This window comes from Bacillus sp. AFS037270 (genome assembly GCF_002585305.1).
Genome location: NZ_NUNF01000019.1, coordinates 44155 through 61223, shown reverse-complemented (window position 1 = coordinate 61223; position 17069 = coordinate 44155). Strand labels below are relative to the sequence as shown.

At 34.1% G+C, this 17069-nt stretch carries 19 protein-coding genes; 13 read left to right on the top strand and 6 right to left on the bottom strand.

The genetic code is table 11. The annotated features are described in order from the left end of the window. Positions 1 to 40: 40 nt before the first annotated feature. Genes COD92_RS09780 through COD92_RS09770 form a run of 3 tightly spaced genes read left to right on the top strand, consistent with a single transcriptional unit; the run spans position 41 to position 2653 of the window. Complete coding sequence (locus tag COD92_RS09780; protein ID WP_098996226.1) at positions 41 to 832, top strand: ABC-three component system protein; 792 nt, start codon at positions 41 to 43, stop codon at positions 830 to 832. After that, entirely contained in the window at positions 832 to 1065 is a 234-nt protein-coding gene (locus COD92_RS09775) for an ABC-three component system middle component 7 (protein ID WP_098996225.1), read from the top strand. Before COD92_RS09780 ends, COD92_RS09775 begins: the two co-directional genes overlap by 1 nt. Then, on the top strand, positions 1049 to 2653 hold the full coding sequence (locus tag COD92_RS09770) for a DUF2326 domain-containing protein (RefSeq protein WP_098996224.1): 1605 nt from the start codon (positions 1049 to 1051) through the stop codon (positions 2651 to 2653). The genes COD92_RS09775 and COD92_RS09770 overlap by 17 nt, the downstream gene beginning before the upstream one ends. Before the next feature lie 96 nt (positions 2654 to 2749). Here the strand turns inward: COD92_RS09770 and COD92_RS09765 are convergent, their stop codons facing one another. The 4 genes from COD92_RS09765 to COD92_RS09750 form a co-directional block, all read right to left on the bottom strand. Beyond that, positions 2750 to 3100 carry a hypothetical protein gene (locus COD92_RS09765; protein ID WP_098996223.1) on the bottom strand — a complete coding sequence of 117 codons (351 nt, stop codon included), beginning with the start codon at positions 3098 to 3100 and terminating at the stop codon, positions 2750 to 2752. A gap of 49 nt (positions 3101 to 3149) precedes the next feature. Next, the gene (locus COD92_RS09760) at positions 3150 to 3386 is read right to left on the bottom strand and encodes a hypothetical protein (RefSeq protein WP_141561090.1); all 237 of its coding nucleotides are present in this window, start codon (positions 3384 to 3386) and stop codon (positions 3150 to 3152) included. A gap of 420 nt (positions 3387 to 3806) precedes the next feature. Beyond that, positions 3807 to 4355: a tyrosine-type recombinase/integrase gene (locus COD92_RS09755; RefSeq protein ID WP_098996221.1), complete on the bottom strand. Its 549-nt coding sequence runs from the start codon at positions 4353 to 4355 to the stop codon at positions 3807 to 3809. A gap of 321 nt (positions 4356 to 4676) precedes the next feature. Then, complete coding sequence (locus COD92_RS09750; RefSeq protein ID WP_098996220.1) at positions 4677 to 4949, bottom strand: hypothetical protein; 273 nt, start codon at positions 4947 to 4949, stop codon at positions 4677 to 4679. Positions 4950 to 6059: 1110 nt separating this feature from the next. Between COD92_RS09750 and COD92_RS09745 the strand changes: the two genes are divergently transcribed. The 10 genes from COD92_RS09745 (at position 6060) to hprK (ending at position 14609) form a co-directional block, all read left to right on the top strand. Next, positions 6060 to 6929, top strand: a complete 870-nt coding sequence (locus COD92_RS09745) for a hypothetical protein (protein ID WP_098996219.1) — start codon at positions 6060 to 6062, stop codon at positions 6927 to 6929. A 156-nt stretch (positions 6930 to 7085) separates the two neighbouring features. After that, complete coding sequence (locus COD92_RS09740; RefSeq protein WP_098996218.1) at positions 7086 to 8120, top strand: hypothetical protein; 1035 nt, start codon at positions 7086 to 7088, stop codon at positions 8118 to 8120. A 15-nt stretch (positions 8121 to 8135) separates the two neighbouring features. Further along, positions 8136 to 8738: a hypothetical protein gene (locus tag COD92_RS09735; protein WP_098996217.1), complete on the top strand. Its 603-nt coding sequence runs from the start codon at positions 8136 to 8138 to the stop codon at positions 8736 to 8738. 193 nt (positions 8739 to 8931) lie between these two features. After that, positions 8932 to 9765 carry a hypothetical protein gene (locus COD92_RS09730; RefSeq protein ID WP_098996216.1) on the top strand — a complete coding sequence of 278 codons (834 nt, stop codon included), beginning with the start codon at positions 8932 to 8934 and terminating at the stop codon, positions 9763 to 9765. Beyond that, entirely contained in the window at positions 9765 to 9929 is a 165-nt protein-coding gene (locus COD92_RS31890) for a hypothetical protein (protein ID WP_176550419.1), read from the top strand. Before COD92_RS09730 ends, COD92_RS31890 begins: the two co-directional genes overlap by 1 nt. Positions 9930 to 10018: 89 nt before the next feature. After that, positions 10019 to 10798 (top strand): HNH endonuclease, encoded by a 780-nt coding sequence (locus tag COD92_RS09725; protein WP_255295267.1) that lies wholly within the window; start codon positions 10019 to 10021, stop codon positions 10796 to 10798. Between the two features lie 108 nt (positions 10799 to 10906). Continuing rightward, positions 10907 to 11068 carry a hypothetical protein gene (locus tag COD92_RS31885; RefSeq protein WP_176550418.1) on the top strand — a complete coding sequence of 54 codons (162 nt, stop codon included), beginning with the start codon at positions 10907 to 10909 and terminating at the stop codon, positions 11066 to 11068. A 124-nt stretch (positions 11069 to 11192) separates the two neighbouring features. After that, positions 11193 to 12383: a radical SAM/CxCxxxxC motif protein YfkAB gene (gene yfkAB / locus COD92_RS09720; protein ID WP_098996215.1), complete on the top strand. Its 1191-nt coding sequence runs from the start codon at positions 11193 to 11195 to the stop codon at positions 12381 to 12383. Between the two features lie 298 nt (positions 12384 to 12681). After that, complete coding sequence (locus tag COD92_RS09715) at positions 12682 to 13479, top strand: fumarylacetoacetate hydrolase family protein (protein WP_098996214.1); 798 nt, start codon at positions 12682 to 12684, stop codon at positions 13477 to 13479. Between the two features lie 206 nt (positions 13480 to 13685). Beyond that, on the top strand, positions 13686 to 14609 hold the full coding sequence (gene hprK, locus COD92_RS09710) for an HPr(Ser) kinase/phosphatase (protein WP_098996278.1): 924 nt from the start codon (positions 13686 to 13688) through the stop codon (positions 14607 to 14609). Positions 14610 to 14752: 143 nt separating this feature from the next. On the opposite strand, the gene COD92_RS09705 is transcribed toward hprK, so the two are convergent. Together COD92_RS09705 and COD92_RS09700 are read right to left on the bottom strand one after the other, a co-directional pair. Beyond that, positions 14753 to 15907 (bottom strand): MFS transporter, encoded by a 1155-nt coding sequence (locus tag COD92_RS09705; protein ID WP_098996213.1) that lies wholly within the window; start codon positions 15905 to 15907, stop codon positions 14753 to 14755. Between the two features lie 183 nt (positions 15908 to 16090). After that, positions 16091 to 16732: a GntR family transcriptional regulator gene (locus COD92_RS09700; protein WP_098996212.1), complete on the bottom strand. Its 642-nt coding sequence runs from the start codon at positions 16730 to 16732 to the stop codon at positions 16091 to 16093. Positions 16733 to 17069: the final 337 nt, after the last annotated feature.

Sequence of the window (17069 nt, the reverse complement as noted above, 5' to 3'; positions counted from 1 at the left end):
CATATATAAGTTTGTAGTTTCAAAGGTGGTGTAAATATAAATGAAACCTAAAAAGAAAAATTCAACTGAAAATGAAGAGCCTAAAAGAAAAAAACTAACTCCTAATCAAAATGCTATTCTTCTAGCTGAAGTTGAAAATATGTGTCCATTATGTTCTAAGCCTCTTATGTATGAAAAAAATGGTAAGAATGAAAAGCTATATGAGGGTGCTCATATTTATCCTTTAAATCCAACAGAAGAAGAAAAAGAGTTATTAAAGGATGAAGAGAGATTGCATGAGGATGTTAATAATTTGCAGAATTATATTGCCTTATGTGTAGATTGCCATACAAAATTTGATAATCCTAGAACTGTTGAGGAGTATAGAAAGTTATTTAGTATTAAGAAAAATATATTGATTAAAAATCAGACAAGAGCAAAATACATAGATTACCAAATTGAAACTGAGATAAAAGAGGTTATAGCTAAGTTAGTAGAAGAATTTAATGAGGGTGCTATTAAAACTCTAAACATGTCAGCCTTAAAACTAGATGAAAAAGCAGATGAGACTTTATCAAGAATAACTAAAAGTAGGATTAGAAATGAAATAATTGAATACTACTTATATATCAAGGAGCAATTTGCCCAACTAGATAGCCAGTACCCAAAATCATTTAATGCAATTTCCTCACAAGTTAAATCTTTTCATGACAGTTTAAGTAGAAAAGAATCTTCTCAAGAAGTTATATATGCACAACTTACAGAATGGTTATCCAAGAAAACTGAAAATAGCTCCTTAGGAGCATGTAGCATAATAATTTCCTTTTTTATTCAGAATTGTGAGGTGTTTTAATGTTAGTACCAAATAAGGTTATTAGCTTTAGTGAGTCTATAATTGGAAAAATGACCATTATACTTGATTACATAATAAAAGAAGAAATGCCTTTAAAGGAGCTATATTTTAGTACACAAGATCACTTTGGAGAAATAGATGAATTTATTTACTCACTGGATGTATTATTCCTATTGGATACAATTAAAGTGGATTTTGATAAAGGAGTAGTCACATATGTTAACAGAGATTAGGAGTGTAATATTTCAAGAGGAAAGCATAAAATTTCATGAAGGATTGAATGTTGTTTTAGGTGATAATAATGGTTCAAACTCAATTGGTAAATCAACCTTACTTATGATTATAGATTTTATTTTTGGTGGAAATACATACCTTACACATAATAGTGATGTTGTTACAAAATTAGGCAATCATGATTTTTGGTTCACTTTTGAGTTTAAAGATTATAATTATCATTTTATTAGAGGTACAGAAGAGCCAAGTCTTGTTTATAGAAGTAACAATAATTTGGAAAAGCTAGATGCTTTAACTCTTAGTGATTTCACAGAGGGGTTAAAAAATCACTATGAGCTAAATTACCCACAATTAAATTTTAGAGCTGCAGTCAGCACTTTCTCTAGAGTTTGGGGTAAAAACAATTACAATGTTAAAAAGCCTCTCCATAATCATCCTTCTGAAAAAAATAGTGTCACTGTAGCCAATTTAATAAAACTTTTTAATAAATTTGAGACAATAGCACAACAAGATAAAGACCTTAAGAAATTAGATGACTCAAAGAAAGTTTTAAATAAAGGTGGAAAGCTGAAATTAATCCCAAAAATCAATAAAAGTAAATATGAGAAGAATGTAAAAGAAATTCAGAACCTAAATACTGAAATTGAAAAGTTAGGGAAAAGTGCATATAGTCCCTCAATCAATATTAAAGATATAGTATCTGATGAATTAATTCAGCATAGAAAAAAGAAAAAAGAGCTATTAGAGGAGAAAGAATATTACCAATCTAGGTTAAATAGGATAAGGACAGTAAATAAACCTGCTGATGCTGGATTTGAAAGTCTTTTAGAATTTTTCCCAAATGTTAATCTTGAAAAACTTAGAAATATAGAGTTGTTTCATAAAGGGATTAGCTCAATTCTTAGTGATGAATTGAAAAATGCAAGAAAAGAATTAGTGGATAAAATTCAAAACTTAGATAATGAAATCAATTTAATAAACCAAAAATTAGAGCAACTACTCAATCCTAATGAGGAGCTTAATTTATTTATAGATAATCTAATTGAATTTTCTTCTAGGTTAAAGAATTTACAATTGGAAAATGAGTATTATACAAAATTGCTAGTTTTAAAATCAGATATTACATCTAAAACAGCAGAACTTGCTGGAATAAAGGAAGAAATAGTTAAAGACATAAGAAAGAAAATAAATGATAAGTTAAAAGAGATAAATGATCTTATTCATGAGGATAAAAGAACTGCACCTGAATTAGATTTAACCTACAGTAATTATGAGTATAACTTTTTTGAGAATACAGGGACTGGAAAAGCCTATACAAATCTAATCATTTTTGATTTAGCTATTTCTACTCTGACTAATATCCCATTTATAATACATGACTCTTTCTTATTTAAAAACATTGAGAAAGAGGCAATAGAGGAAATAATCAAATTCTATAACTCAATGTCAAAACAAGTATTTATTGCTATTGATGTCATTAATATCTACAACAAGGAAACTCAAGATATTCTAAATGAGAAGAAAGTAATCCAGTTGTCTAAAGATAAGTTATTGACTACTTTGGATTGGAGAGACAACAAAAAATAAAGAGTGATGGGGGCTGAAAAGCTCCTTTTTCATGTTTAACTTATTTAACTGACCTTAGGAAGTTATAAGAATATAACAGCAAGAATTTCAGTAAAATCAGTCCAATGGGATAATAAATTGACTTTTTGGATCAGTTATTTGATTTTCAATAAAATATTCAGCCTCATCTTTAATAATGTTAATATAATGATGCTTTTTATGAGGCTTAATTATTTTAGCAAGCCCTCTTAGTTTTCTTATTACCTTTGTTTTATTATTAGGAACATCAACAATAACAGTCATATACTCCTTCTGATTATGTATTATCTTTCCTGTAACTTGACCTTTCTCCAAGTCAACTGTATATTCAGGAATAATTTTCACTGGATAATATGTTGTCCAACCTCCCTTATTAGGATTTATTCCAAACCTAAATAAGATTGTCTCAATAATGTCTTTTAGTTTCATAAAACAGTTTACCTCCATATTGGCAAATGACTATTATGCTTAAATTCTTTTATTTTTTTTGTTTCCTTACTAATCCAATTGCAGCTAGATACAATCCCATAAAAATAGGTAATTTGTGATTAACATTTTCATTCTTGTCTGTGAAATAAACAAAGCCTAAAAGTACAACTAGGCATAAATACACAATTTTTTTCTTCTTATCACTAATTTTAAAAAATTTAAAAGGAAGTATCAGTAATCCTAAAATAAGAATAAATACAGCAATTTCAATAACATCAAGCCACATAGTTATACCTGCTTTCTCCAAGAAGTCATCTTGTCTTTGAGCAAATTCTAACAGAAAATAAAACATTAGCCATTGGTAAATTATCCTTAATTTTAATTATGCCTCCTACTGGATTTACAAATTAGGCACAGCAAAATTTTTTTATAAATAGTCATTTTAAAAGTACCCCCTTTTCCAAGAGTACCCCCCCTAAATTGTACTGCATGGTTACAGGATGGATACAGCTAGAGCTACCTGCCTGATTCCTGAAAACAGGAATGGATTTGTTTTTGTAGCTTGTTCCAGCCTCAGCAGGGTATGCTCCCCCCATGTACTGGGTATAAGCCTCTCACAGTCTTTCTAACAGCTTAGCTGCACATATACAAACTAATAAAAAAGACAATAGCTTAACTGCTATTGCCTGACTGTAACTAATCCATATTAAATACCAATGCTTAATCCAGTAGTTACCCTGTTAGCCTCATCCTGTGTAACTCCAATGTATCTGAGGGTAACAGCCTGAGAGCTATGGTTAAAGATGTATTGGAGCAGAGCTAAGTCTACATCCTGCTTATATGCCATGTAGCCAAAGGTCTTTCTAAGGCTGTGGCATGACAATGTTATCCCTATCATATCCCCTGCATGGGCTACAATTCTATGAGCCTGTACCCTGCTTATTGGCTTACCCCTATCCTTATTACTGTAGAAAAGGTAATCCCCCTCCTGTAGATTGTTAGCCTCTACAAAGTCTCTAATCAGTAGCTGTAGCTTTGGGTTAAGCTGTATTATCTTTTCTTTGTTGGTCTTTTCCTCTCTATCTTTCCATACTCCCTTTAAGCTATCCTGTACATTAGCTCTCAGGATGTCACTAATCCTTAGTCCAGTATTGAGTGCATAGGCAAGGAGTAAATACTGCTTTGATCCCTTCTTATATACATCCATCAGCTCTTTAAGCTGTTTAGTATCTGTTATTGGTTGAGCTGTATTCAATGTAACAAAGCCTCCTCAATATGTTACTTTTTTATGTATCTGAGATTATAATAGCAGACAAACCCTTCTATATCAACATTTGTGAGGTTACATAAGTACATTGTGTTACATTTTTTAGCAGTGCCTTCCTACACAGATATTTTCTGAGGGAGGAGGTATGGATGAGGGAGGTTTCTTGTACTCTTAGCTATCTCAGTCTCAACAGACAAAATATATCATTATGTAGTAATAACTGTGACCTATATTATCAGGCTCAATACAGTCTCATTACTAAAAAAAGAAGAGGCATAGACAGCCTCTCCCTTCTGATTATTTACTAAATTAATTTACAGCCTTTTGAAAGTAGAAACCTGTACCATCCTGCCTTTGAAAATATTTCAAACTATTATCATGTGATGGTATTGCTTTTTCCATACTTTCTACAATGGTTTGTTCTTCTGCTGATATGACTAATTTTTGGTCTTTATTAATTTGTACATTTTGCTGTGAGACAGTCTCTGCTTTTGTTAAATTATTCTGGCTTAAAAATCCTAAAGATAATGATAGAGTTCCTGCAAAACAAAGCATCATAGCAAATTTAGCTGTTTTATTCATCATAGCCTCCTAATAAGCATGTCCTAATATACATATATTACCTTTATTTCAATCATATTACTATAAACACTTTTAGACAAAAAAAATAACAGCCTACAGGGGAGACTTTACCTCCTCTATAGACTGCAAATTAGAGATTAATTCAGATAACAATTAAGAATGATTAGACATCAGTATTCAAGCCTTATGAGTTTATAACAGAGAATGTAGAGGCAAAGGCTCTGTATAGCCCTTTAAGCCTCTAACATCCATTCTGTAACCCCAATAAACCAACACTGTAAGGAGACTGAATGAGAGAGCATTTTACTACCCTCTCACTTATTTAGCCATCTCAACTGGAACAATTAAAGGCTACCTGTATCAGAAACTGATACTAAACAGTATATATACAGTAAATAGAGAGGTATAAGCTGTAAATGATTAGTATCAGAAACTATAACACTAATAGACTCTATGTATCAAAAATTTAAACACTAAACAGTTATAACAGTATATAAAAGCCCTAAAGGGCTTGAGTCTGCCTTATCAGGCATCCTCTAAACATAGAGAAATGTACTAGAGGGATTTTAAAAGAGAATTACAACAGGATTGTATAAAAGCCTGCCCAAACTGCCCTAAACAGGCTAATAAGTCTACTATTGTTGTAGCTCCTTAAAAAGTTATAGCTTTAAGTATTTATGTTGTAGTGGAGCTTTGCTCCTGAGCTTTAGCTCATAAAGAATAAGAAGGATACTACTCTGCAAAATAGCCCTTAATCCCTTGGGGCTCTAAGGCTTAATCCACTTTTTTAAAATGCCCTTTTTTTACACCTATTCAGGAGATTTATGCCCTTTTTTTACACCTATTTTTTATGTCTCCTGATTCTAAAATAGGTAAAAAACCTCGCAAATACTACATTTATACCTCTTTTATGTTAAGAAAATACCCCCAATAAAAAAACTTTAGATTTATGCCCATTTTTTTATTTTTTCACTTTAAAAAGGCAGGTAATAGCTAGATATATATGTGACTGAAAGTGATTAGCTTTTAATAGCCTTTTGGGAGACAGGCTGTGAGAGAGATAGGAGCTGAAAACAAATGAAAATTACTATAGGGTGAGGAGAAAAGAAAATGAATGAAAATAAATTAAAAACATTGGTAGATATTGAAACAGGAGAAATGCTAGAAAACATTGTTTCTTACAGAACTAAGGAACAGCAAGAAATTATTGATAATGAAAAGAGAAAGAAAGCCTTTAGGGATGCTCAAGGATCAGAAAAGCATCCTTTTTATTTTGCAAAGATGGAGAAAGTTAAGGAGGCTGACAAAATGTTAAGCATGAAAGAAATGGGCTATTTCCTAGTTATGCAAACTTATATCAGTTATGACAACATATTGAAAATGGAGAATGATGCAAAGCTACCTATGACTAAAAAGGAGCTTATGGAGGTATTAAAGATTAAAAAGCCTCATACATTAAATGCTCTGCTTAAAAAGTTTGCTGAGCTACAGCTAGTGACTGAGGAAAAGGTAGAGCTTTTTGGTAAGCAGTATAAAGCATTTTTTATCAATAAAGAATATTGTTTCAGAAAAGATGTAAACAGCAGAGCATCAGTTAAAAAGACTGCTAGAGTATTCATGGACAACTTAAAGGAGCTGTATGCAGAGGATAAAATTAAACCTGCTGATATTGGTTTTATTTACAGGATTATTCCTTTTGTAAACTATCATCATAACTTACTAACTGTTAATCCATATGAGATGGATGCTGCCAAAGACCAGTATTTGACTGTTAAGGATATATCTGAGGCTCTAGATATGGAGGAAAAGCTAGTATCTAAAAAGGTATCAGGTCTTTATTGGGGAGATATGGCTGTATTTGCAAGGATTAAAAGAGGTAGAGAGACAATCCTTAAAGTTAATCCTTTAATCATTTACAGACAAGAGGGATACCCTCCTGCTAGTTTGTATGCTGAGTTTGTTATTGGAAAGAAAAAATAATGCCTATTTTAATAAAAATTTTTTCAGAAATGGCTAAAATCCACTTTATTTAGGCTTTATCAGTCAGACATATATATGGGAAAGGGAGTAGAGGTTAGGGATACAGCCTCTGCTCTTTTTTATTGACCAACATTATGAGAGGAGAGTTATTACAGAATGAATAACAGATTTTTTGAAAATATGGCTGATGAAAACAGCTCAGATAGAGAGATAAAGATTGCTGAGTATTTAACAGAAAATGCTCCTGATGATGAGTTAAGCCATGTTTTAGCTTATGCACATTTAAAGCAGACCTATCAAGTCAGTCAGGCAGAGTATCAAAAGCTAACAGGAGTTAATGAAAGAACTTTAAGGACTTATATCTCAAGGAATAGAAAAGAGTATGAGGAGCAGTTGGAGGCTAGTAAGCCTACTATGCAGATTGATCCTGATAAATTACAGAGTGCATTGACTGAGGAGGAGTTTGACCAATTTATAGCAACCAGTATACAGAAAGCTATTGGTCCTGATAGTACAGTTGCTGATAGAAAACTTGTCATAGAAATGTTTGGAATCAAGGCTGAGGATATAAAGAGTTTTAATCAAATAAAAAACAGGTCTCTCAAGTGGCACATTAAGAATAACCTTTCTAAGCTATCTCAGGTATTGGATACAAGGCAGTTAGGTATCATGCTCCAAGAGTCTCCTTACCTGTATCATGCTGATAGAGAGTCTAAGGGAAATAGTCAGAGGTTTATAGATACAAGTTTAGAAGATGAGAGCTTTAAGCTAGAGCTGATGTACTGGGGAATGGTCTTTGTCTCCATGTATAACAGTAATGCTCATCCTGATTTAGACCTTTTAGCTAATGCTGTAAGGATTAACAGGCTAGAGAATGGAATTAAAGAGCCTATGAATATGTCAGAGGTTAAGGCTTTTGCTAAAGGTAAAGACATAGAGAAAACAGCTCCTAAGAAAGCAACTAAGGCTGAAATTGAGTCACTTTTGAAACAGCTTGAAAAGGAGTTTGGAGAAGAATACAGCCATGCTAGAAAGACTGTTAAGGGTGTAGTTAAGTCTCCTGAATTTCCTGAGGTTGAGGAGATTGAGGCAAAGTCATCTAAGTATTTTAATGAGCTATTAGTACTTACCTCTGTAGAGGAAGAACTGGAGTATTTATTTAATGGCAAATTAAAAATAAACAACATTTAAGGAGAGGTTACTATTATGAAATTGGATCAATTAAAAACTGAGGTTACTACTATTGTTAAGGAGCTTGTTAAAAAAGCTGATGCTATTCAGGCATTTAATGAGGCTATTCATACTGCTCAAGCAGAAAGTCAAAAAGCTGTAGAGGAGTTAGAGGCTCAGCTTGCAGAGCTAAAAAATGAGGTAACTACTGCTACTGATATTCAAACAGCTAAGAAAGCTCAGGTAAGAGCTGAGATGCTTGAGAAAGATGTTGAGCTGCAAAAGGTTGTTAATAACTCAATTCTAAATAATAAAAAAGCTGAGCTAACAGAGCTATTTGAGGAGTTTATTACAGTTTATAAAGAGGCTAAGCCCTTTTATGGAGTGCTAGATAAAGAGATTGCTTTTAATATGAGCATCAAAACTTATGAGGCTGATGTAGAGCTACTAGAGACCTTATCAACTCAGGCTTACAATGCTTTGCAAATTGCTAAAGGTGTACTTGTTGAGCAAGGCATTGTTACTCATGCTGATAATTTGTATAAAGGCTTTCACCTTAGACAAAGTGAAATGGGTTTGAATGGCATTTATAGAGATGTAGCATATGAGTTAAAACCTTTCAAAGCAAGGTTTAAGTAACAATCTGAGTAGGCTGATAAAGGAGACAATATACCCAATAAACCAACATAGGAGGGCTAATTATGTTAGCTATTCAAGTAATTGTCTCAATGATTGTAGTGTATGGAGTTATTCCAGCAGTATTTTTTAATAACAACAAATAAGCAGGGGAGCAGATTGCTCCTCTTTTTTAATGGAGAGGAGACTGAATAGAATGGATTTTAACAAAGCATATAAAGCAATTCACATGTATTATTCAGAAGGTATTACCAATGTTGATAAGATTTCTGATGAGACTGGCATTAGACCCAAGTTAATTAACAGACTTATTAAAGGGGATGCTTTCCCTGCTGTACTGGCTGACTATAAGGCTGATGCTGAGGCAGGAGATTTCAGTAGAGTATATGAGATGCCAAAGCTTGTAAGACTAAATCAGATTGATTATATAAGTGTATATAATTCTTTTCTAACAAAGCTGTTATCAGGAAGGGAAACTTTAGCAGATGTTAGAGGATTTCTGATAGAGGATGATATAGATGCTAAACAAGCTAAAAAAATGTATGAGGCTCTTGAGACTGCTTATAATGAGCAGATTGAGCTGGTCTTAGAAGATAAGCTGTTAAACATCTTAGAAGTATTAGAACAGCCTACAAAATGGGGCATTGATAAGGCTGGGAATGTTATAGAGCTTTACCCTCATCCAGTACTGAATGGAGTAAATGAGGTTATAGGAGTACAGTACAAAAAAGATAAATCCTTTCTTATTCCTGATGAGCTATATGATGTCTACTGCTCTATGATGGCTGATATTGATGCTGTAATTTTTAAGAAAGAAAAAAAGCAAAAGGCTATGAAAAAGGTAAAGGCTCAAAGATCTCATCAAGTAAGAAATAATAAGGCTAAACAGGCTCAGGCTGAGTCTCTTATGTTTCTTTGGTTAGGAAAAGCTCAAGCAGGAGTTTCACCTGAGGAGATTGCTAAAAGGTCTGCTTTTTCTGCTCCTACTATTAGAAAATACATTAAGAAAGCTCAGGAGGTTATAAAGTAATGGCAAGTTATAAAAAGTCTGATACTTATAAATTAAACAGCATGTATTACAGTCCAAAGCCTGATGTTAAAAAAGCATATGAAACAGGCTTTAAAATTAATAAGATTCAGGGAGGATCTTATCCAAAGGGGAGCTTTTCTCTACAGCCAAAAGTTAAGAAATAAGGCAGAGCTGAGTTAATGGCTCTGCTTTTTTATATCAGAATGATGTCACATTTAAAACAACAATAATTATACATGGGGAATGATTAAGAATGATTAGATTAACAGTTAAAGAAATTGAGAACAGAGTACAGCTTGTAAAAGAACTTATGGAGCTTGAGGGCAGTTACTACAACTTAGAGCAAGGCATTGTAAAGATACCTAAGCTGAAAAATGGAAAAGGATACAGGAAAGAATCTGTTACAAAGCAAGGATACAGATACTTTGCTTTAAGGGATATAAAAGCTAAAAAGACTTACACTGTTTACCTGCATCATATTGTAATGATACTGGCTGATCCAAAGAAATATATTGAGCAGATGACTTTAGGAATGACAGTTAATCATAAGGATGGAAATAAGGCTAACAACAGTCTCAGCAACTTAGAGTATCTGACTCATTTAGATAACCTTACCCATGCTTATGTAATAGGATTGAAAAAAGAGGATGCTCTAGAGCTTTCAGTCAGGGAGGCAGATGTATACAACATCCTGAGAGCTTATCATATAGCTCATATGTCTGCTGAGGAATTGTCTGAGATGTTTGGTATTTCAGTATCAGCTATTAAAAAGATTGTCAGAGGCAGATTACACAGACCTATTTACATGATGTTTAGGGCTGTTAATGCAGAACTGCTGAGGAAAGAAAAGCCTGGCAGTCAAAAGCTGTCAGAGGATGAGGTAAGAAGTATTTTAAGGATGTACCTTATTGAGGATATAGCTCAGAAAAAAATAGCTGAGCAATACAATATTAAGAGGTCTACTGTAGGAATGATAGCAACAGGGCAGAGATGGAAAAAAGTATATGAGGAATTTACAAAGCAGGGAGCTTAATAAAAGGCTCTCTGTTTTTTTATGTCTGTAAGCCTCAGCCTGTCACAGATTGCAGCTCTACCTCTAATGAAGAGGTGTGAGGGCATTTACAAAAAGGAGAGGGTACAGATGCAAAAAACAACAGATATGAATAAGCCTTACAGTAAGATTGCTGAGTTATTGGGAGAACCTCAACCTGAGAATATTACAGTAACTGATAAAGGGGTTATTGTTACTGAGATTGGTAAGCCTGATGTAGATAAGCTAATTAGAAAAGCCTTAAGCCTGTAAATGGTTTGAGGCTATTTTTTTTGTATTTAAGTGATTACATTGGATTTATAAGGTATTTTGCATTGACATAAGTTAAATCAAATTCTCATAATAATGATGTATGAATAAGATAGGAGCAATTGACATGAATAAACAAGTAACCAAACCTAAAAGCACTCCCCAAAATGATGCATGGGAGGCTTATCTAGATGTTGAGAAGTATGGTAAACCAACTCTATCAAGTATAGAATTTACTACCACTCATCTATGTAATATGAGATGTGCTCACTGTGCTGTAGGACATACTCTTGTAACTAAGGACTCTGAGGCATTACCTTTAGAGCTATTACTGCAAAGATTAGATGAGGTTTCTACCTTGAGGACTATGAGCATTACAGGTGGAGAGCCTATGATGTCCTTAAAATCAGTAGAAAATTATGTATTACCCTTATTGAAATATGCTAATGAGAGAGGCATCTATACTCAGATAAACTCTAACCTAACATTAGACCTAGACAGATACAAGCTCATAGCACCTTATTTAGATGTATTACATATCTCTCATAACTGGGTAACAGAGGATGAGTTTATAGATACTGGCTTTGCTATGATGGAAAGAAAGCCTACTAGAGAGCAAAGAAAAGCATTATTTGACAGGATGATTTCTAACTCTAAGGCTTTATCTGATATGGGAGTTTTAGTATCTGCTGAGACAATGTTAAACAGCAGGACTGTACCTCATCTAGAAAAGATACATAAGCAGGTAGTAGAGGAAATGGGATGTATGAGGCATGAGATTCACCCTATGTATGACAGTGGATTTGTTGGAATGACTACACCAAATAAGAAGCAAGATTCATTACTTTCTATGTATCCAAGTGATTTTGCTAGCAGCCTTGAAACTCTTTCATTAGGGGAGATAAGGGAGGCTATTCATCATTTATTAGATGTTCGGTATGAAAATGTCTGGATGCTGTTTGGGACACTGCCATTTTATGCGTGCAGTAAGAAAGAAGAGGACCTAGCGCTTCTAAAAAGACTTTATGAAAGTAAGAATGTCACCGTAAGAAACGATCCAGATGGCCGTTCTCGTTTAAATGTGAACATTTTTACTGGAGACATCATAGTTACGGATTTCGGTGATACACCACCACTTGGAAATATTCAAACAGACGATTTAATATCGGCCTATGACAGTTGGCAATCCTCTAACCTTGCAAAAGAATTAAGTTGTCATTGCCCAGCTGTGTCCTGTCTAGGACCTAATATCCTAGTAAAAAATAGTTATTATCAAGATATGGACTTTGCAACACAAAAAGCTACAATAATAAAGTGATAGAAAAAACAGTGGTAGGAAGGCTTTTAAGGGAGGGAATGATCCTTTTCTAAAGCCTTCCTATTTTTTTAGCATCCACTGCATTTGACTTTATGACGGAGTGGTATTCCCTTTTGCATATACATTGACATAAGTGAAACCGCATTCTATAATAAAATCCAAATTGTTCAACAATAACAATGAACAAAATTACATATTACTTTGTGAGACAAATGATGAATGTTAGTAAAGACAACCAAAGAGAAATAGAAGGATCACGATGAGATTAAATTCCATTTAGAAATGGGGCTAATAGAAAATGAAGGTACTAAAAAGAACACAAACAATCGTTCGCTATCGAAATTATAAGGGTAAAGTATTTTACGGAATTGTGGAAGATGGAGAAATTTTGCAATTGTCCAGTGATTTTACTGAAATAGTAAACAATGAGCTGAAATTTGACGGTGCGAGAGTTAAATTAAACGATGTAAATATTTTAGAGCCTGTAACACCCTCAAAAGTCATTAATTTTGGATGGACCTATGCAGGACATGCAACAGAGACTGGGGGGAGACCAAATCTTAAAGAGCCATTTTTGTTTTTAAAACCTGCATCGTCCCTGATTTCAAATAAGGGAGAAATTATTCTTCCGTCCAATCATTTAACCAAGCAGGTGGAAATGGAGGGGGAAGTGGCACTCGTAATAGGAAAACGAGGTAAAAATATAAAAGAAGAAGAGGCTTTGGATTATGTTTTTGGCTGTACCATTTTTAATGATGTAACAGCAAGAGATCTTACAAAAGTTGATCCCCAATTTACGCGCGGTAAAGGATTTGATACTTTTGGGCCGTTGGGTCCGTGGATTGTTACAGGTATTGACCCAACCAATTTACGAATAGTAACAACTTTAAATGGCAAAGTCGTACAAGATGGTAATACGAATCAGATGTCTCTATCCATTCCTTACCTTATCAGTTGGGTATCAAAGGTTATGACGCTAGAGCCGGGTGATGTTTTGGCCACTGGTTCACCTTCTGGCAGTTGTCCAATGAAGTCGGGCGACGTTGTATCAGTGGAAGTGGAGAAAATAGGCCATCTATGTAACTATGTAATATAGTAAGAATACTTTTCTAAACTAGGGTATCTTTGTTTTATTTCTTGTATCCAATTAAATTTTAGGTTAACCAGTCTTCTGGTTGACCTTTTCTATTGTTATAGGTTTAACTGCTATAGCTGATTTCTTAAAAAATCTCACATTCCATTATGTAAAGGATGATAAAATCAAGACTAAGGAAGTGATTTAGGATGGAGAGTGGCATAGACATGAAGATATTAACAGTTGAAAACTTAGTTCGAAGATTTTCTTTGAAAATATTGGCTGGAGAAAATCAATTACAACAAACCATTACACAATCCCGATCTCATCGTCCGGGTTTAGAATTCGTTGGACACTTTGATTTTTTTCCAACTGAACGTGTTCAAATTCTTGGAAGAAAGGAAATTACTTATTTACATAAGTTAAGCATTGAGGAGCGTAAGATACGAATAGGTAATATCGTTAAATACCATCCTCCATGCTTTATCGTTACAGCGGGACAGGAAGGTCTAACGTATTTAACTCAGTATTGTCTTGAAGAGGGAATCCCGTTGTTATGTACGTTAGAGCCTCAAACGACTTCTGAATTTATTATGAAGCTTGATGCTTATATGGTGAAAAAATTAGCGCCAGAAATCGCCGTCCACGGGGTATGTATTAATGTATATGGAATGGGCATTTTACTTCGGGGAAAATCAGGTATCGGCAAAAGTGAAATTGCACACACAATGATTGGCAGAGGTCATAGACTTGTGGCCGATGATATCGTTGTTTTAAAAAAGCTTAGTCCACGAACCATTCTTGCTACACATGACGGAAAGACGAAGGAATTTCTTGCTCTAAGAAGTGTGGGACTATTGAATGTGGTCCGACTATATGGGAGAAAAGCTTTTCAAGATGAGACGAGAATCGCACTCGATATTGAACTAACCAAATGGCAAAAAGATTCCCTCCATAATGAATTGGATCACGAATCTAGATTTACGGAATATATGGACGTTCGAATTCCTCATATTGAGATTCAGCTGCAACCTGGACGTGATGTTGCGGGGTTGATTGAAGCCGCGGCAAATAACTGGCTTTTAAAGCAGGAAGGATACAGTGCTGCAGAAGAGTTTATGAGACGGCTAGAATCTGATGTAAGCCCATAAAAACAAATGAATTCAGAATCCATCTAAATGTATAAATAGGTGGATTTTGTTTTTTTCTAGAAAACGGAAAGATAAAAAAAGAGGCTGAAAAAGTGGTGAGCGTATCCCTTTTTTCAGCCTTCCTGAATTAATATGGGTTTAGTTTAGCTAGTAGTTTGGTGTGAATTTAACTTCTTCTCAAAAAGTGAATAACCGCTAAATAATAACAAGACGGCATTCGACCAGAATACTGGAAAGAATCCAAGCACCGATCCGATAGAACCAAACAAAATAGGAACCAAAAACTGAACAGTTTTATTGACCGTGAGACGGATCCCCAATACTTCTCCTGTACGTCCTTTGGGCGAACGATTATAAGCCATAACAATGGATAATGGCTGACAGCACCCCATCCCAAGTCCCATAATGAAAGAGATGACCATCAGGGACAAAGATTGATCAAACAATGGAATTAAAAAGAAAGCGACTGCCGATATAGTAAGGCATGCTCCAAGAACGGTTTCTTCCTTAAACTTCCTAAGCAGCCACTGCATAAGTAAGCGTGAAAGAATATAGGCGAGAGCATTACAACTTACAATCACTCCAATGGTGGAAGCAGATAGTTCAAGTGTTTTTCCATAGATTGGGAAATAGAACTCATATAGTCCGACACCTGTCAAGATGATTCCACTTGTAATGAAGGTCTTACGTAAAGAGCGCTTAAGCAGAAGTTCAACAAAACTATTTTTCTGGTCTGCTTCTTTTTGAACTGCTTTTGGCAAATGAATCGTGTTTAAAAGAAAGAAAAGTCCCGGAATCATTGAAATATTTGCTAGTAACAAAAATGTAAGGTCAAAGTGGATATGATCGATTGAGAATCCAGTGATGAAAGGACCTAAAAAATTTGATATGGAAATACCAAGAGTATAGGTTGCAAAATACTTCGATCGTGTTTTTTCAGTACTAAGAGCACCAATCAAATTTTGAAACGCAACGACGGTGAAAATTTGAGATAATCCAAATAAAGATTGTGAAATTAGTAAAATAAATAATTGATTTTTGAACATGTAAGGTAATAGCAATGCGATCCCTGTGCCAAACATACCGGATACTAGAGGAAGACGGAGCCCTATTCGGTCGGACAATCTTCCTGCATAGGCAGCAAAAAGCATCGGAAACATTGAATTTGATGCTACAATTAGGCTCAAATATGTCGAATTTGCGTGCAGATTCATGGCATATAAAGTTACTAAAATAGTATTTCCCCGTACACTAGTTTGATAAATTATGGACAAAAAAACAACAATATAAAGAATCATCTACTCACGTCCAATTTCCATTGTTGTTATTCAAAAGTTTATAAGTAAGAAAAGCTCTCAACTGTATTTTTAGTCAAAGTTGTTAAACAATGTTATCTTGATATGAGTGTACTCCACTCTAAATTTTCTGTCAATCATCACTCCACTAAAAAAAGATGGGGGGCTGCCTCCATCTTTTAAACGTTATACTAAAAAAGAGTAATGTTCTACAATTGTTTGCCTTACGTTAGAAACGTGGAATTTAACAGCATCTTCCGCCCATTTTGCGTCTTTTTCCTTTAGGGCATTCAGTATTTTTTGATGTTCTTTAAAAGATTCTTGTGTTCTCCCTGGAACCAAAATGGTTTTAAATCGCAATCTTTGTAATTGTGTTTTTATTTTATTTACCATATCTACTGCCTGACTGTTTGTTGATGATTCGTAAATGATATTATGAAAAAGATGATTACATTTAGAGTATTCATCGAATCGGTTGTTGTCTAAGTGTTCCTTCATTTTTTCTAACGTTTCTTCTAATTGAAGTAATTTAGCATCGCTAATATTTAAGGCTGCTGACTTTGCAATTAATCCCTCAAGAACTTCTCGAATTTCCAGGTAATTAATGATCTCATCAAGCGTAAAAGACTTAATCGTTGCCCCTTTATTCTCTTCTAAACTGACTAGATTTTCCTGCTCTAGTTTTAATAACGCCTTTTTAATCGTATTTCTACTAACACCAATCAGCTCGGAGAGTTCACTTTCAACTAGCTTTTGTGAAGGCATGAAAGTTCCATCCATAATTTTTTGCCTAATGAATTGATATGCGACTTCAGTTGGTCTGCTCATCCTAAAAACCCCATCTTTTATAAAAGTTATTTAACAATATATTTAGCAAGATTGTTCATTGTTTTTATTTGTAATATACAGTTGAGACATACTTGTGTCAATAAACAGAAAATGCTTCCATGATCAATTATAAAGGAAATTTATGTGGTATAGCAAAAAGTTTAAGTGTTTATTGATTTTTCTAAAAATTGTTTGACACTAATATCCCTTTAACTTATAATCAAAATTGTTAAACAAAGTAGTTTAAAAATAGGAGGATGTTTATAATGGTTTGTAAGAAGAATCGTAGGGTTGGTAGTCAATTAGGCACGCTTGGATTTATAAACGCCTAAAAGAA

Coding starts and splice junctions, on each gene's coding strand:
- COD92_RS09780 (WP_098996226.1), top strand. CDS start 41: ATGAAACCTAAAAAGAAAAATTCAACTGAAAATGAAGAGCCTAAAAGA.
- COD92_RS09775 (WP_098996225.1), top strand. CDS start 832: ATGTTAGTACCAAATAAGGTTATTAGCTTTAGTGAGTCTATAATTGGA.
- COD92_RS09770 (WP_098996224.1), top strand. CDS start 1,049: ATGTTAACAGAGATTAGGAGTGTAATATTTCAAGAGGAAAGCATAAAA.
- COD92_RS09765 (WP_098996223.1), bottom strand. CDS start 3,100: ATGAAACTAAAAGACATTATTGAGACAATCTTATTTAGGTTTGGAATA.
- COD92_RS09760 (WP_141561090.1), bottom strand. CDS start 3,386: ATGTGGCTTGATGTTATTGAAATTGCTGTATTTATTCTTATTTTAGGA.
- COD92_RS09750 (WP_098996220.1), bottom strand. CDS start 4,949: ATGAATAAAACAGCTAAATTTGCTATGATGCTTTGTTTTGCAGGAACT.
- COD92_RS09745 (WP_098996219.1), top strand. CDS start 6,060: ATGAATGAAAATAAATTAAAAACATTGGTAGATATTGAAACAGGAGAA.
- COD92_RS09740 (WP_098996218.1), top strand. CDS start 7,086: ATGAATAACAGATTTTTTGAAAATATGGCTGATGAAAACAGCTCAGAT.
- COD92_RS09735 (WP_098996217.1), top strand. CDS start 8,136: ATGAAATTGGATCAATTAAAAACTGAGGTTACTACTATTGTTAAGGAG.
- COD92_RS09730 (WP_098996216.1), top strand. CDS start 8,932: ATGGATTTTAACAAAGCATATAAAGCAATTCACATGTATTATTCAGAA.
- COD92_RS31890 (WP_176550419.1), top strand. CDS start 9,765: ATGGCAAGTTATAAAAAGTCTGATACTTATAAATTAAACAGCATGTAT.
- COD92_RS09725 (WP_255295267.1), top strand. CDS start 10,019: ATGATTAGATTAACAGTTAAAGAAATTGAGAACAGAGTACAGCTTGTA.
- COD92_RS31885 (WP_176550418.1), top strand. CDS start 10,907: ATGCAAAAAACAACAGATATGAATAAGCCTTACAGTAAGATTGCTGAG.
- yfkAB (WP_098996215.1), top strand. CDS start 11,193: ATGAATAAACAAGTAACCAAACCTAAAAGCACTCCCCAAAATGATGCA.
- COD92_RS09715 (WP_098996214.1), top strand. CDS start 12,682: ATGAAGGTACTAAAAAGAACACAAACAATCGTTCGCTATCGAAATTAT.
- hprK (WP_098996278.1), top strand. CDS start 13,686: ATGAAGATATTAACAGTTGAAAACTTAGTTCGAAGATTTTCTTTGAAA.
- COD92_RS09705 (WP_098996213.1), bottom strand. CDS start 15,907: ATGATTCTTTATATTGTTGTTTTTTTGTCCATAATTTATCAAACTAGT.
- COD92_RS09700 (WP_098996212.1), bottom strand. CDS start 16,732: ATGAGCAGACCAACTGAAGTCGCATATCAATTCATTAGGCAAAAAATT.